The sequence below is a fragment of the Lysinibacillus sp. FSL P4-0201 genome, from assembly GCF_038593425.1.
Classification (GTDB): domain Bacteria; phylum Bacillota; class Bacilli; order Bacillales_A; family Planococcaceae; genus Lysinibacillus; species Lysinibacillus capsici.
The window spans coordinates 2320823-2336688 of sequence record NZ_CP151995.1; the positions used below are offsets into that span (position 1 = coordinate 2320823).

The following is a 15866-nucleotide window of genomic DNA, read 5'->3' on the forward strand; positions in this document are numbered from 1 at the left end:
GAAAAAGGGCATTTTTTTTCAATAAAGTTCCCAAATTTATATTTGGGAACGTTTTTTCATGGTAAAATAGAGCAAATAGAGGTGATGAGCATGCAAAAAACAAAACAACCAAAATTTATGAAGGATTTTCTTGTCTATTTAACAACCATCAAAGGAAAGTCTCAGCGCACAAGAAAAGAATATGAATATGACCTGACCTTATTTTTCCGCTTCCACAAAGCTGTCCAGGAGGATTTGGATATAGAGAATTTATCCGCCATTGATATTGGCACTATTACAATAGAAGAAATACGCGAAATGACATTAGAGGATCTTTATTTATTCATGGAATATTGCGAAGTACAGCGAGGCAATTCAGCTGCTGCACGAGCACGAAAAGTGGCCACATTAAAATCCTTTTTTAAATATTTAAAAGGCAAACGTCGACTTATCGAGGAAAATCCTGCAGATGAATTAGAGACACCAAAGATAGGCAGAAAACGACCCATTTATATGAACCTACAAGAAGCTACACAATTTATAGATGGGATTAAAAGCAATCAGGCATCCCCGAGAAATTATTGCATGATGATGTTTTTCTTAAATTTAGGAATACGTGTCACCGAGCTATGTCAGCTTAATAAGACATCCATTCAAGGACGTTATTTAACCGTAATTGGGAAGGGCAACAAAGAGCGCACAGTCTATTTAAATGATAGCTGTATGCAGGCACTTGCTGACTATGAAAACAGTGGGAAGACACCCTATAAAGGCGAAGGCGAGGAGCCCCTATTTGTGTCTCAGAAGGGAACACGCTTTACACGTCAAACCGTTGCCAAAATCGTTAAACGCATTAATCAGCAGTCAGGTCTTCAAAAAGAACGACTTACACCACACAAGCTACGCCATACATCCGCAACGATGATGTATAAAGCAGGGGCAGATATCCGTAGTTTGCAGCACATTTTAGGGCATTCTAGCGTCGCAACCACGCAAATTTATACACATATTGAAGATGAGCAGCTACAGCATGTGTTAGAGAATAATCCATTTAATATTGTTCGTGAAAGATGATTTTCCCCTCTCCATATCGAATATATAGTAGAAGACCTAATGAAAGGGGAGCCAAGGATGTCAAACGTCAAAGAACATCTCGATACCACAAGAACACAATTGCTTCAGGAAATTCACTTATTGGACGATACAACCTTTAATAAGAAACCAGATGCACAAAGCTGGAGTGTGGCACAAATCTGTCATCATCTCGTATTAGTAGAGGAAGCAACAAAGAAAGCCATTACATGGGGATTAAAGGCAGAGGAACAGTCAACACCCGCTCGAAAAAATGTTCAGCTCATCTTAGATCGATCAAGAAAGTTCCAAGCACCGCCTATAGTAGAGCCAGCAGAAGAGCCTTTCACTGTTCAAGCGATGCTGGATTTACTAGCTACAACAAGAAAGAACCTCCTCGCCTTTTTGCAAACAATCGAGGAACCTGAAGCATTAGCTAAGCGCGCTGTGAAGCACCCAGCCTTAGGAGAATTACCACTCGACCAATGGATTGAAATCGTCTATATGCACGAGCAGCGTCATATCAAGCAATTACAAGAAATCGTTAGAGAATAACATGAATGAAAGGAATTTGGCCACAGGAGAGGAGCTAAATTCCTTTTATTGTTATTCAATTTTTCTGTTATAATCTCTTGACGTGCTACACAATCTGTTATATATTAAATAAAAATAATAACAACTGTTATAAAACAGATTTAGTTAGAGGAGGAAATTTAAATGTCAAAGTATCGTGATGGTTATGAATTTTATTGTGAAATGTGTGAGCGCTATGGATTGGAGCCAATTTCTTTCCGTTACTATGTATTACAATTATCACAGCAACAACTTTCGGCTTACAATATGCAAGCAAAACAATTAGGAATTTAAAAGGAGTGATTATGACGGAAGCCGCCGTGAATATTTTATGAAAAGCCCAGCCATACTAAATAAAATGGTCTGGGCTTTCGTGATTTCAGCAAGAAATTTCAGATAATTCATTGACAACTACAGTAGACTGTTATATATTTTTAAACAAATAATACTTCTGTTATATAACAAAAAAATAGACGTAAAATAGGGAATGTGAAAGGAAGTTATGAGGATGACAGATTATCGAGAAGGCTATGAATTTTATCGTCAAGTATGTGAGGAGCATGGGCTAGAGCCTATTAATTTTCACTATTACATTTCAAGTTTATCCCAAGAGCAATTAGATGCCTACAACATGCAGGCGAAATCAATAGGGGGTTCAATAGAATATGAGGTCTCTTAACATATAAAATGCCTTACTTCCTATGTGGGACAGTAAGGCATTTTACTTTAACAAAAATTTTACAAGACACTCAAACATATTATATAAAACTTTTATATTTTGTATTAAAAAGATAAATAGCCTAAATAAACTATTTAATATAGTTCAAAAGTATTGAATAACTATATATTTAGACAATTACAAGGAGGTTATATCCACTAATTTTTGTCTATTTTATTAAAAACTATCAAATGTAGCTTTGAATGTTTTTGAGATTTGGGTTGAATTAACTGCTTTTCTAAGACTATAATATAATTACATAAAAAAGGGCGATATACCACAACTTTATACCTCGCTGTAAGATAAAGCAAAAGTACCAAACCCTTCATATTTTAATGAATGGAGAATGAAAATGATGAATATCACGCCTAGTAGTGTTAATCAAATGAACTACAGTCTAAAAGAATTACAAGATATCTTTTCCGCCATGAATAGTTCCATCATTGTAGCGATTACAGATCGTACCGGAAAAATTACTTTTGTTAATGATCATTTTTGTAAAATTTCGAAGTATACGCGTGAAGAATTAGTTGGTCAAGATCACCGTTTACTAAATTCAGGCTTTCATCCCAAATCTTTCTTTAGAGAGATGTGGAAAACAATCGGTAATGGCGATATGTGGAATGGCGAGGTGTGCAATCGTGCAAAGGATGGCAGTTTATATTGGGTGAAAACAACGATTTTTCCGTTCCTAGATGAACGAGGAAAGCCTTATCAATATATTGCCATTCGCGTAGATATTACAGCGCAAAAGGACATTAAAAAAATTACTCATATTGCCTATCACGATGAACTAACAGGGCTACCAAATCGTCGCAAATTAGAACAGCGTTTAGAAAATGAATTTCATCAATCTCGACGTACAGGAGAGAAGTTTGCGTTATTTTTCATTGATGTGAATCGTTTCAAACACATTAACGACGGACTTGGTCATATTATTGGCGATATGTTTTTAGTGGAAATGTCCAATCGTCTGCGCAATATTGATCATACTTCGAATTCTTTTTATCGCCACAATAGCGATGAATTTGTCATGATTCTAAATGATGTCAATCGCATTGATGAAATGGCTAAGGAAATTATTGGCGTCTTCAATGAAAGCTTTATTGTCGATACCTATGAATTTTATGCGAGTATTAGTATCGGCATCAGTGTATTCCCAGATCATGCAAACTCTGTGGAAGAATTATTGAAAAATGCGGATATTGCTATGTATGCTGCAAAATCTACACGAGGTAATCAATATCGACTATATCGTGATAATATGGACGAGGCCAATGATAAATGGCTTTTGCTGGAAACGAAATTACATCAAGCATTAAAGCAAGATCGTCTAGAATTACATTATCAGCCTAAGATCGACTTAAAAACGGATTCTGTTATTGGTATGGAGGCATTGCTACGCTGGTATGACCCTGAATTAGGTCATATTCCGCCAGATCGTTTTATTCCATTTGCAGAGGATTGTGGATTGATTAATGATATTGGTGTATGGGTTTTACGTAAAGCCTGTGCTCAAGCTCGTCAGTGGAATGAATTACATGATTTATCATTGCGGGTAGCTGTAAATATTTCACCAATTCATATTAGTACAGGTGGCTTTGTAGATATGGTGCGTAGTGTCATTGCAGAAACAGGCATTGACCCTAATTTATTAGAAATTGAAATTACCGAGATGAGTATGCTTGATTATACGGAAGATTTAATTGATACTATCAAGCAATTACGAGAACTAGGTATAACTATTTCATTAGATGATTTCGGGACAGGCTATTCATCGTTAAATTATTTAAAAAAATTCCCAGTGGATGTACTTAAAATTGATCGTGCCTTTGTCCGTGATATCGTACCTGAGAAGTCTGGAATCGCTATGATTTCAGCCATGATTTCATTAGCACATGCCTTAAATCTCCAAGTAGTAGCTGAAGGTGTAGAGGAGGAAGCTGAATTAAATGTTCTGCGTGAGCATGGATGTGAGTATGTGCAGGGCTATTATTTTAGTAAGCCTTTATCTGTAGAAGATTTTACGAATCTCATTGTTAATACTGTCACAAATAAATCCAGTTATTAATTGCTATTCCTGAATGATTTTGCTAAAGTGGGATAAAGTAAAACTGTTAACATGATAAACCATTTGATGATGTGGCCAAGTAAGTAAGAATTGTGAAACAGAAAATATAGCACCTGCTGAGAGCTATATCACCGCTTCTTGACTGAACACCTACCACGGAGATGTTATGCAAACATAACCGAGTCGTTTTCGTTACCAAACGTGAGAGGGCTTTATATTCAACATAAAGCTAAATCAAGGTGGTACCACGTCATTCCAGCACAAAGACGTCCTTATTCAGAGGACAGCTTTGTGCTTTTTTCTTGCTTCAGCTAAATCTTCATACGGGTTGAACAAGTATTCATTTAACAAAATTGGAGGAGAACACATGTCAAGACAACTAGAAGATTTTTCGAAATGGTATATCGAGACCATCCAAAAAGCCGATTTAATGGATTATACACCTGTTCGAGGCTGTATCGCCTTTAAGCCAGACGGCTATGAAATTTGGGAGCATATTCAGGAGGAAATGGATCGTCGCTTTAAAGAGACAGGACATCGTAATGCCTATTTCCCAATGCTTATCCCTGAATCCTTCTTTCAAAAGGAAAAGGATCATATCGAAGGATTCTCACCTGAGCTTCCTTGGGTAACCGAGGCAGCAGGGGAACAATTAGAAGAACGGCTAGCCCTTCGTCCAACATCTGAGACGATGATTGGTCATCTTTACTCTAATTGGATTAAAAGCTACCGTGACCTACCAGTGCTAATCAACCAATGGGCAAATGTCTTCCGTTGGGAAAAGAAAACACTACCTTTTATCCGGACATCAGAATTTTTATGGCAAGAAGGGCATACAGCGCACGTGGATGAAGCAGATGCTCGGCAGGAAACAATGCAAATGCTAGACATTTATAAAGAAGTAGTAGAACAGGTGCTAGCAATTCCTGTCTATGATGGACAAAAAACACCTTCTGAACGTTTCGCAGGGGCTGTCGATACGTACTCTATTGAGGCAATGATGAAAAATGGCAAGGCTGTGCAAGCAGGAACATCCCATTATTTAGGAACAAAATTTGCTGAAGCCTTTAATATCAAGTATTTAAATAAAGCGAACCAGCACGAATACGTACACACAACATCTTGGGGTACATCTACACGCTTAATTGGTTCAGTTATTATGGTGCATGGTGATGAACAGGGACTTGTTTTACCTCCACGCATCGCACCAACGCAAGTTGTTTTAATTCCAGTAGGACCATGGAAAAAGAACCCTCAAATCATGGAGCATTTAGATGAGATTTTTGCAGCCTTAAAAGCGAAGGGTATTCGAGTACGTTTGGATGATTCAGACCAATCGCCAGGCTATAAGTTCAATGAATGGGAGCTAAAGGGCGTGCCTGTGCGTGTTGAATTAGGGCCACGTGACCTAGAAAACAAGCAAGCTTTACTGAAAGCGCGTGATGAAGAAGAAAAACGAACTGTTGATTTAGCTACAATCATCACAGCTATTGAAGAAGAATTAACAACCATGCAAACGCGCTTATTAGAAAAAGCTCGTCAATTCCGTGAAGCAAATGCTCACACAACAATTGACACACTTCCACAATTACAACAGCACATTGACACAGCAAAAGACAATGGCACAATCCCAGGCTGGGTGCTTGCTGGCTGGTGTGGCGAGGATGCATGTGAGGAAAAAGTGAAGGAAGAAACAAAATACACATCTCGCAATATTCCATTCAATCCACCAACAACGAAAACCACATGTATTGGCTGTGGAAATGAAGCAAAACATACAGTTTGGTTTGCACAAGCTTATTAATTAACAAAGCATGAACAGAACGCCCGAACAATTATGAAGCACACTAGGTTGTTTTATAATTTAGTTCGGGCTTTTGATGTTCTGCTAAAAAGACTTTATTTCCATTTAGATAGTCAAAATTCTCACTCTTGTTTCTCCATGGCTCCTCCAGATAACCTCCAAATAGGCATTGATCCAACGAGCTGTCTTAATCACTCATAATGGTGTTCCACCTTAGCATCTATCGCCAAGTTCTCATCATGATTGTGATAAAATGAAGGGACGTTCTGAAAAATCCTAAAGAAATGGGGATATGAATGACAGTATTACAAGAAGTATTTGATCACTACCTAAATATCAAGTTTAATCGGGGATTACCAGCTCTTCAAATGAAGGACTTCGAATATGTTTTATTAGAAGATACTAGCGCAGAGCTCTTTTTTATTGATCACGAACAGGGGACATTTTTAGAATGGGCAGAGGCATTTCAACCACAAAATCCACATTATGTTCAAAAGCCAGACTGGCAGCCTATGCTTACATCTTGTTTCAAGCAGCTAGATGTTTATGATGAGCAAGTTTGCTATTATTTGCTCTACACAATAAATGCAACGACTAGAATAATTCCACGGAACCCGTATAACAAAATGAATGATTTTATGAAAAACTATTGCTTCTTTCAACTTGCTCAATTAGAGCATGTCACGATACTCAACAAAGAGCAGAAACAACAGTTAAAGGACTTTTTATTCTTTTTCTATCTGTATAGCCATCCAGTGAACGAGGAAACACTTTATGCTTTTTCGTTCAAAGAAGGAACTTTAATTCATGTTAAAACGAATATTAATATGGAGCAATATTTTTCTCATTATCATGATTATATTTGTCAGCATAAGCATGACAGAACATTATTAACAACCCATGAGATAAATGCTTGCAAGAAGCTGACAATCGAACTTTTGAGAAGCATCGAAGGAAAATCAAAAAGACTCGTTATGCCTTTTGAAGATGGCATAGAGTACCTACATCTAATTAATAATGTAGATGATTTTTTACATATGTTTAATCAAAATAATAAGGCATTCTATCAATTGCTTCATAGCTTTTTATTCGATCATCAATCGAATCCTTATCGTGAGCATTGCTTTAGTATCCTATTACAGAATTATGTCACTTATATTTTGACTTTTCACTTTGATGACCTTATTCAGTTAATAGCGTATTTCCATGACTTACCATCAATAGGTAGGATGATTATCAATAAAATTTTTGTCGATACCATCTTTATGCAAAAGATATTGAAAGAGGCCAATATTAACATTAATAATTATCCAACGATCATAGAGTTTTTTGACGAGGATGCTAGAAGCATATATCTTGATGCACAGTAAAAGGAGACAAGGAAATGACCAACACAACAGGCTGGAAACAGAATGCACAAAATCGCACATTTATTGCTTCATTTAGTGGTGGCAAGGATAGTGTTTTAGCTTTATATAAAGCATCACAGGTGGGCCAAGCAATCGGGCTCATAGTGATGCTAGAGGAAGAAGGGAAACGTTCAAGGTCCCACGGGATGCCACCTGCGCTTATCCAGGCACAAGCTGACTCTATTGGGCTGCCAGTCTATACTGCTGCAGCAAGCTGGGCGGATTATGAAGAAGTATTTGTAGGTTTATTAGTAAAGGCAAAGCAGCAGGGAGCTGAAGTATTAGTAACAGGAGACTTAGATATGCCTGCACATGGCTGCTGGCACGATAAAGTCACTAAAAAGGTAGGTTTAAAGCTAGGCATGCCATTGTGGGAGATGAACCATCGTGAGGCTGTCGATGAATTTATTCACTTAGGATTTATTACAATGATTGTCACGGTCAACCTATCCTTGGGCATGACGGAGGACGATTTAGGGCGAGTGCTTACCCCTGAATATGTAAAGGAGCTTGAAGCCCGTAGCATTGACCCATGCGGAGAAGGCGGCGAATTCCATACGACCGTCATTGATGGCCCTCTATTCAAGCAGTCAATTGTGGTGCGTAAAGGTTCCGTTATAAGAGATGGAGACTACGCCTTTTTACCCTTAGAGCTAGCATAAATTCACATCAGAAAACCTTTATATTGTTATATGTCTCCATAACAACTGAAGTTAACAAATGAATAATTACCCGAAAGTACATAGGCTCCTCCTCTGTACTTTTTTGTATTTCAGCTAGTTTTTCCTTGTAGGTATAGAACTCCTGTCAATTTGACCAAAATAGTATTTGACTGGACACTATTTGGTGTCATATAATTAAGACACCAATCAGTGTCCTATTAGAAAGGGTGGTGGTTTTGAATAACAATCATCAAGAGCGTGACGTTTATGTAGCCATTGCTGACCCAACAAGACGAAAGTTGATCCGTTTATTGGCAGAGGTAGATGAGTTACCGCTTCACGAATTAACCGCTCAATTTGATATGGGGCGTACTGCTGTCTCGAAACATTTAGCCATTCTAAAAGATGCAGGCCTTGTTCTTGCACGCAAGGAAGGTAGAGAGACGAGATATCGATTGAATGCAGCTCCATTGAAGGAAATACAAGATTGGGTATCGTTTTATGAAGGTTTTTGGAAAGAAAGAATCGCGAAATTACATCTATTATTGGAGGAAAAAAAATGAAACCAGATGTATCATTAGATTTTAAATTTACAAGTTCCATCGAACAAGTATGGCATGCTTTAACAGACTCAGATACACTAGCAAAATGGATCTGGAACAATGACTTCCAACCAATTGTAGGACATAAATTCCAATTCCGTGCTGAACCAAATGAATGGTGGGACGGTATTGTAGACTGTGAGGTACTGGAAGTGGAAGAGCCTCATAAATTATCTTATACTTGGACAAGTGCTGGTGAAACAACAACAGTTACATGGACATTAACACAGGTAGCAGATGGTACGACTCAGCTTCATCTTGATCAAGGTGGCTTCAGCGAAGAAACAAAGGCACGTCAAGGTGCAATCGAGGGAGCAAAATATGCTTGGACAAATATGAGTGCACAGCTTGAAAAAGTATTAGCGTAGAATAAATTAAATAACAGCAAGAAGAGCGCAATTCCGTAGCAAGAATTGTGTTCTTTCATGTTCAGTCTCATCTTTTAATTTTCTTAAATGGAAGGATAACTAAATGAAAATTAATGAACTTATTGCCAATAATATTAACCGTCTAGATGTCGTTTTATCCGACGATCAATCTTTAGCCATAGCAGGTTTGTCTGGCTCAGGGAAGACGACATTTTGTCAAACGATTGGAGAAGAATCCAAAAAACGTCTTGTTTCTTTATTGCCAAAGGCTGAATATCAATATTTGTTTCCAAACATTATGGAAACAAACTTCAGTGCCATCAAAATGGAGGACATGCCCCTTGTACTTTTTCTAGGAAAATCCTCAATCTCTAGCAATCCACGTTCCACAATTGGTACACATACAGGTGTTTTTAAAGAAATTCGTAATCGATTGGCAGATGAGTTTCAGCTATCGCCAGAGATGTTTTCCTTTAACAATGCGTTAGGTTGGTGTCCTGCATGTAAGGGGCGAGGCACGACAAAAAATGTAGAATGTAAAAAATGTTTGGGTAAGCGCTATAGTCCAGAAGTGGAGCAGTATAAAATCACTTTATGGAATGAACTCTATAGTATTTCTGATATTCATCATTTAAGTATAGAGGCCATCTATTCCTTATCAAAGGAATTAAATATCAGTGAAGAAAAACAGCATATTCTGCATAATATTATGCAAATGAATATTGGCTACTTAACCTTAAATCGTATTATGGGGACTTTATCAGGTGGAGAATTAACAAGGCTGTACTTAGCAGAATTCATGGCAAAAAGCGAAAACACCGTGATTATTGTTGATGAAATTTCTGTGGGTCTGGACCATAACACCTTACTAAAAATTTTAGAGCAAATACAACAGTTAGGCGCTAAAAACCAAATTTGGTTGATTGATCATTCTGATACTGTGTTAGACACGGCAGACGAGCATCTATTCTTTGGACCAGGAAGTGGAAAATACGGAGGAAAAATCGTTGAAGAATCTCCACGACCAAAGCCTATCTATTGGGAACGAAATCCAGCAGCACCAACATCCTATTATCAATTCCGCGATTTATATTGCCGTAATATCCAAATGGATGCAATAGACATTCCACAAAATCGACTTGTTACCTTTACAGGAGAGTCTGGTTGTGGGAAATCAACGCTTGTTAATGAGTGTATTGCTAAAGATTTTATCAAACGCTATCCCAAGGACAAACTTGTGATGGTTGGGCAAGATCGTAACCAATCCATTACGAGTCGTTCCACTGTCGCGACATTCCTTGACATTAAAAAGAAACTAACAAAATATAGTGAGGACATTGATGATATTTTCCAGCGCTCGATTGAAGATATAATCAACGAACTACCTAATGAGGATATCGCACATAAACGCTTAAGCTTATTGATTAAGCTTGGACTAGGCTACTTAACGCTTGAGAGAAAAACGCAATCTCTATCGACTGGTGAATTCCAATGTGTGCATCTAGTTTCAGAGTTATTTGCCAACGCTCGTAATCCCCATACATTATTTATTTTTGATGAGCCTTCTAAAGGGCTATCTCAGAACATTTTAAACCAATTCATCGATAGTGTCAGGGACATCCTAGAGGATGAATCTATCTCCATCATCATGATTGAGCATAATGCCTATATGCTGGAAAGCTCTGATTTTGTTGTTGACTTTGGCAAAAGACAGCAGGAGCCTGTAACACATCTAAATGTAGTTAGCCATGAAGATTATTTTAATCAGGATAATCATTCAAGGGGTTCGTCTCCATTACAAATCACATCTACGCTCGCATTAAGGAATGGCATTCAATACTTAGAAGACAATCATATTAGCTATTTCAAAAATGCGGAAAATATATATAAGGGTGGTATCTTAAAAAGCTTATCTTCCATGGCTCGTCTGATTTACGGTGAATATGAATCAAACAAAATTGCCCCAGTTGTTGCCATTGATTTGGAAAGACATTTATATAGCCAATATAGCTTCCTGTATGAAATAGGTGGTCTAATCAATCATATTGTGGCCGCTCATCCAACAAATAAGGATACGAGAAGCTTCGATTTTTATAGCCAAGAAAATCATTGTCCTAGCTGCTCTGGTCGATTGGAAATTGAAAAATTCGATTTTGATCTTGTGGTACAAGACAAAAACGTGCCATTTTGGGACGGCCTACTACATCCCGATATAATGGAGGTTTTAAAATACTATCAACATTCTAAATTAGAATTTCTCTTTGAGCAGATTAAAATAGAGCTGGGTCAGGACATTAGTAAAAGCTATCATGATATGACTGAGGAAGAAAAGCATACATTTTTATATGGTTATTGGGACAAATCCTTTTATGATAAGGCAACGAAATCCTCGAAGAAGTGGGAGGGCTTTAATTTTATCATTGGTCGTTATATCGTGATTTCAAAATCCATTATTAAAGAGCAAATGAAGGAAACAAGAGAAATGGTGCCATGCCCAATTTGCCATGGGACTGTGCTCAACCACCAAAAGAAATTACGATTTGGGGACACAGATATTCGTGACGTAATTCGCCAGCCGCTTGATGAAGTCATCAACATTGTAGGCAACTTACCACAACTAGAAAAAATCAAAGCCATCGTGGGCGGAGACATGTCACTGCTACAGGATGTTTCCTTATTGCCAAGGGAAACACAGGTATCCCTAAAAATGCTGGAATTAGAGCTAGCAAGCTTTGTCGGCTATGAAATCGTACTACAAAATGCTTTTCCTTTTTGGGCCAAAATCAAAGATAATCTAGAGCGCATCAGCCATAAAAATCAAGTGACCATCTGTGATTTTGCCAATATACAGGAGACAAGAGAAACCATCATCGATCAATATTTTACGAATGGTAAATATAAAAAACTAACATATGTATATGAAGCATTTGGCTACAAGAAAATCGTAACCCAAATCAATAAAGTCAAAGCCAGTCATTCCTGTCCATTCTGTAAAGGGAAAAAGGTGCTCTCTGAAGATGGACTGCATGATGGAGTCCATAAATTAACCGTGCCCTGTGTAAGCTGTGGCGCAAGTGGCATTAATGAGGAGGGACGCCAGCAAATCGTTGATGGCATTGATGTGGAAACATGGCTAACTGGTACTGTAAGCGATGTTGTTACAGAGGGCTCCCATCTTGAGGCCGTTGCCAATATTCCTATTTTTAATCGTATACGCGAATTGAATAAGCAGGAAATGATGGCAGTCTATCAGTTCCTCCAATCAAATCACTAAATCATCAAACCCATGTGCTTCGGCATATGGGTTTCTTTCGTTGGACTAGAATTACTCTCTAATTTTTCCACAAAAATTCATAATTCGTGTCATCTTTGATTACTATAAAGATAACAGTAATGGTAGTAAAAGGGAGGACATGGTTTGGTAAAAAAAGTGCTGTTATTCGGGGATATTGGCATTGATGATACGGTGGCATTGATCTATGCACGGCTTAATCAAGAAATAGAAATTGTGGGACTCGTTGCAGATTATGGCAATGTATCGCGAGAGGATGCGGTATCCAATATTTATTATGTCATGAAATTGTTCGACTTCCCTCAAGGTATTCCTGTGATCTTAGGAGCAGAAGTACCCTTAACAGGAGAGCAGCCGACCTATTACCCAGAAATTCATGGTGAACGAGGTCTTGGACCCATCATCCCAAATGATGATCACGAATTAAAAATTGAGAACTTTTTTGAAATCGTCAACATTATTGAAAGGTATAAGCATGATGAGCTAATTATTGTTAATATTGGGCGATTAACCTCACTAGCCACGATGCTTATCCTTTATAAAGAGCTTATGAAAAATATCAAGGAATTTTATATTATGGGTGGAGCATTTTGGGTGCCAGGTAATGTAACGACAGTGGCTGAAGCGAATTTCCATGGTGATCCCTTTGCCGTTAATATTGTGCTTACCTATGCAACGAATGTGACAATCATCCCTTTAAATGCGACACAAAAGGCCATTGTCACACCTGGGATGGTGGACTATATTGACTCCTTTGGCAAAACAAAAATTCTAAAGCCCTTAATGGAATACTATACACGTTTTTATAAAGAACGGGACCCCTCACTTCTAGGAAGTCCCGTGCATGATGCGTTAACACTAATGGCAGTCATTTATCCTGACATGTTTATTTATGAGTCCTATCCTGTAACCGTTGTCGACAAGTTAGAAGGACCTGCAAGGGGGCAAAGTATTGCCGAGACAAGACCTTATGAAAATAATAATGGCGAAAAAAAGCATCGTATTGCTTTTGATATTCATTATGAACATTTTTTCCAAAACTTTTTATCGGTTATGACAGGGCAACCATTTCACTAGTTATTCAAAAACACCATCTCGGAGGATCACAAATTTAACATTGACATTCACTTTCATATCTTTATACATTTTATGCCATTTTTCTTTTGTCAGCTTTGAATGTCTCACAGAACTTCTATATTTCTCACCAAAGCCAAAAATGTCTGATTCGACTTCCTGACTATGCGCGATCACTCTTTTAATTTCCTTTGTTAGTTTCTTCTCGATTGCGCCCTGGAGTATTTCTACATTCTTCGGGTCGCCTAAATTGATATCGGGATAAACCTCTAAAACTCTTGACCGAATGTTGATGTTTAGATCAAACTCTGGTGTATCGGCATTCACTAACTTCATCTTTCTATTTGAATGGATGGCATCAAAGGCCACGGTTATTTTTTCAGCAGATTTTTGAAGTACATTAGATGGAATATCCTCTTTGTCCAAGATCGTTTCAAACAATCCAACTTTAAAGGTGTCTCGAACAATTTTTACGTAAAAACTATCGTTTGCTGGCAGGGAACCCACCATTTTGCTCCCTTTAAAAAGAGCTACACCACTTAATTCAACAAACTCACCATCTCTTTTTATAATCGGCATGGCTATATCTTTTCCAAATGAATAGTAATCATGTGCGATTTGATGAAGCGTAGCCGAAATCATATATTCCTGTCTTACATTTTGTTCGATTAAACGAAATATATGTTGACCAATATCCTCGATATCTTGATACTCGTAGCTCAATAATGAGGATGTTTTACCCTCTACAACAGCCATATAGATACTATTACTAACACTAGCGTTTTCTAAGTTTGTATCTATATAATAATGCAAACTTTCTTTCGCTAAATCGTCACCAAACAAAACAACCCTCATTTGACCGACCATAACTTTTTTCGAAAGTCTACGATTCGCTTCCATACGATTACCTTTACTTGTTTCATTTTCGGTCGTTAGAACTTCTACATTACTTTGAAATTCTGGATTTACTTCACGAATAACTGCTGTCGTTGCAATTTTTTCTTCAGTTCCTTTATCGTAACCGACCAATGTGGTTAATCCTACTTTATCTAAAATATTTGTCTGCGCACATCCATATAAAAAAATAAATGATACAAAAACAATAAAATAGCATTTAAGTTTGTTCATCTTTTTTCACCTTCTTTGACGTGAAGTTCTTTTTCAGCACGGCAAGCATCCATAGCAAAATAGGGTAAACAAAGATTACGTAAAATGCCACATGCCCAAAAATCGTATTAATCGTATTAATCTGAGTACGTGTTTGTACGACTAATGTTCCGATAAATACAAAGAAAGAAAATAACCAAACAAACTTTGATCCGGTTATATTGACTAAACGAATAGCCCCTCGGTAAGCAGCCCATAAATAAAGACACATATTTGGCAAAATGATTAGCATCCAATAACAAACGGCGATAAATTCAAAGCGCTCAATAAAAGGAAAGCTAATAAAACTAAATAATGTTAATGTGGCCCATATCGTTTTTAATAATTTACCTTCACTATAATAGGTAATTGACACCAGCATGACGGATATATAGATAAAGGTTGTAAACAGCAAACCTAAATGAACATATTTTTGAACTTTTTGCTTTTCTTTTACAAAGGGATAAATAACGTTTAAGATTTCAAAACCAATAATAGTGAAAGTCATTGAAAAGGTACCTTTTAAAATCGAACGAAAATCATTTTCCATAATCGGTAATAAACTTTCTGCTACTGAAAACTTCAAAGGAAAGGCCAACATAGGAAAAATCCATAAGGAAAGTATAATACTAAAAAAAGCCAGACCTACAATAACGCGGAGCCCTCCAGTAAAGGTATAAATAACGACTATGAGTAAAGTTGCTGACAGAAACCATGTCCCTATTCCAGGAAACAACCACACTTGGATTACTTCAATATAATTTCGTAAAACTGAAAAGAATGCTACAAAGCAATACAATACATACATGGCATTAAATAAATTGCCTATCCATTTTCCAAAGATATCCTGTTGGATGCCATAAAGATCATTGGAGCTATAGATCTCTAATGTTTTAATCATAAAAAATGTGACGATATGAGAGGCAATCCCTGCTAATAAAACTGAAATCCAGGCGTCTTGTCTTGCATCTTGATAAACAATTCGTTGAAATCCCTGTATACCAACCCCAACTTGTGCGCCGTGTATGACAAAAAACAGTAAATAAGCGCTGATCATATCTTTAGGGCTAAGTTGTATAGGTTTTGTCATTTACTTC

Annotated in this window: 14 protein-coding genes; 12 read left to right on the forward strand and 2 right to left on the reverse strand. The window is 37.3% G+C overall.

Annotated features, from left to right (window positions below):
- The first annotated feature begins 90 nt into the window (after positions 1-90).
- The 12 genes from MKY76_RS11610 (at position 91) to MKY76_RS11665 (ending at position 13626) form a co-directional block, all read left to right on the forward strand.
- On the forward strand, positions 91-1053 hold the full coding sequence (locus MKY76_RS11610) for a tyrosine recombinase XerC (RefSeq protein ID WP_054550128.1): 963 nt from the start codon (positions 91-93) through the stop codon (positions 1051-1053).
- A gap of 57 nt (positions 1054-1110) precedes the next feature.
- Positions 1111-1605, forward strand: coding sequence for a DinB family protein (locus MKY76_RS11615; RefSeq protein ID WP_342557878.1), 495 nt, complete (start codon positions 1111-1113; stop codon positions 1603-1605).
- 162 nt (positions 1606-1767) lie between these two features.
- Positions 1768-1917, forward strand: coding sequence for a hypothetical protein (locus MKY76_RS11620; RefSeq protein ID WP_004230023.1), 150 nt, complete (start codon positions 1768-1770; stop codon positions 1915-1917).
- A gap of 214 nt (positions 1918-2131) precedes the next feature.
- A complete protein-coding gene (locus MKY76_RS11625) occupies positions 2132-2302 on the forward strand; it encodes a hypothetical protein (RefSeq protein ID WP_048392829.1) in 171 nt (56 codons plus the stop codon).
- Positions 2303-2693: 391 nt separating this feature from the next.
- A complete protein-coding gene (locus tag MKY76_RS11630; protein ID WP_112118672.1) occupies positions 2694-4412 on the forward strand; it encodes a GGDEF domain-containing phosphodiesterase in 1719 nt (572 codons plus the stop codon).
- A 367-nt stretch (positions 4413-4779) separates the two neighbouring features.
- Positions 4780-6216: a proline--tRNA ligase gene (proS, locus tag MKY76_RS11635; RefSeq protein WP_112118671.1), complete on the forward strand. Its 1437-nt coding sequence runs from the start codon at positions 4780-4782 to the stop codon at positions 6214-6216.
- Positions 6217-6512: 296 nt separating this feature from the next.
- Entirely contained in the window at positions 6513-7586 is a 1074-nt protein-coding gene (locus MKY76_RS11640; protein ID WP_342557879.1) for a hypothetical protein, read from the forward strand.
- A 14-nt stretch (positions 7587-7600) separates the two neighbouring features.
- Positions 7601-8287 carry a diphthine--ammonia ligase gene (locus tag MKY76_RS11645; RefSeq protein WP_342557880.1) on the forward strand — a complete coding sequence of 229 codons (687 nt, stop codon included), beginning with the start codon at positions 7601-7603 and terminating at the stop codon, positions 8285-8287.
- A gap of 236 nt (positions 8288-8523) precedes the next feature.
- A complete protein-coding gene (locus MKY76_RS11650; RefSeq protein WP_048392816.1) occupies positions 8524-8850 on the forward strand; it encodes a metalloregulator ArsR/SmtB family transcription factor in 327 nt (108 codons plus the stop codon).
- The gene (locus MKY76_RS11655) at positions 8847-9257 is read left to right on the forward strand and encodes an SRPBCC domain-containing protein (RefSeq protein WP_048392814.1); all 411 of its coding nucleotides are present in this window, start codon (positions 8847-8849) and stop codon (positions 9255-9257) included. The genes MKY76_RS11650 and MKY76_RS11655 overlap by 4 nt, the downstream gene beginning before the upstream one ends.
- Before the next feature lie 103 nt (positions 9258-9360).
- Complete coding sequence (locus MKY76_RS11660) at positions 9361-12531, forward strand: ATP-binding cassette domain-containing protein (RefSeq protein WP_342557881.1); 3171 nt, start codon at positions 9361-9363, stop codon at positions 12529-12531.
- 144 nt (positions 12532-12675) lie between these two features.
- Positions 12676-13626, forward strand: a complete 951-nt coding sequence (locus tag MKY76_RS11665) for a nucleoside hydrolase (RefSeq protein WP_313150168.1) — start codon at positions 12676-12678, stop codon at positions 13624-13626.
- Here MKY76_RS11665 and MKY76_RS11670 read toward each other — a convergent pair whose 3' ends face one another.
- Positions 13627-14751, reverse strand: coding sequence for a Ger(x)C family spore germination protein (locus MKY76_RS11670; protein WP_328011446.1), 1125 nt, complete (start codon positions 14749-14751; stop codon positions 13627-13629). It abuts the gene before it with no gap.
- Positions 14738-15859, reverse strand: a complete 1122-nt coding sequence (locus MKY76_RS11675; protein ID WP_342556569.1) for a GerAB/ArcD/ProY family transporter — start codon at positions 15857-15859, stop codon at positions 14738-14740. Before MKY76_RS11675 ends, MKY76_RS11670 begins: the two co-directional genes overlap by 14 nt.
- Between the last annotated feature and the right edge of the window lie 7 nt (positions 15860-15866).

Coding starts and splice junctions, on each gene's coding strand:
- MKY76_RS11610 (WP_054550128.1), top strand. CDS start 91: ATGCAAAAAACAAAACAACCAAAATTTATGAAGGATTTTCTTGTCTAT.
- MKY76_RS11615 (WP_342557878.1), top strand. CDS start 1,111: ATGTCAAACGTCAAAGAACATCTCGATACCACAAGAACACAATTGCTT.
- MKY76_RS11620 (WP_004230023.1), top strand. CDS start 1,768: ATGTCAAAGTATCGTGATGGTTATGAATTTTATTGTGAAATGTGTGAG.
- MKY76_RS11625 (WP_048392829.1), top strand. CDS start 2,132: ATGACAGATTATCGAGAAGGCTATGAATTTTATCGTCAAGTATGTGAG.
- MKY76_RS11630 (WP_112118672.1), top strand. CDS start 2,694: ATGATGAATATCACGCCTAGTAGTGTTAATCAAATGAACTACAGTCTA.
- proS (WP_112118671.1), top strand. CDS start 4,780: ATGTCAAGACAACTAGAAGATTTTTCGAAATGGTATATCGAGACCATC.
- MKY76_RS11640 (WP_342557879.1), top strand. CDS start 6,513: ATGACAGTATTACAAGAAGTATTTGATCACTACCTAAATATCAAGTTT.
- MKY76_RS11645 (WP_342557880.1), top strand. CDS start 7,601: ATGACCAACACAACAGGCTGGAAACAGAATGCACAAAATCGCACATTT.
- MKY76_RS11655 (WP_048392814.1), top strand. CDS start 8,847: ATGAAACCAGATGTATCATTAGATTTTAAATTTACAAGTTCCATCGAA.
- MKY76_RS11660 (WP_342557881.1), top strand. CDS start 9,361: ATGAAAATTAATGAACTTATTGCCAATAATATTAACCGTCTAGATGTC.
- MKY76_RS11670 (WP_328011446.1), bottom strand. CDS start 14,751: ATGAACAAACTTAAATGCTATTTTATTGTTTTTGTATCATTTATTTTT.
- MKY76_RS11675 (WP_342556569.1), bottom strand. CDS start 15,859: ATGACAAAACCTATACAACTTAGCCCTAAAGATATGATCAGCGCTTAT.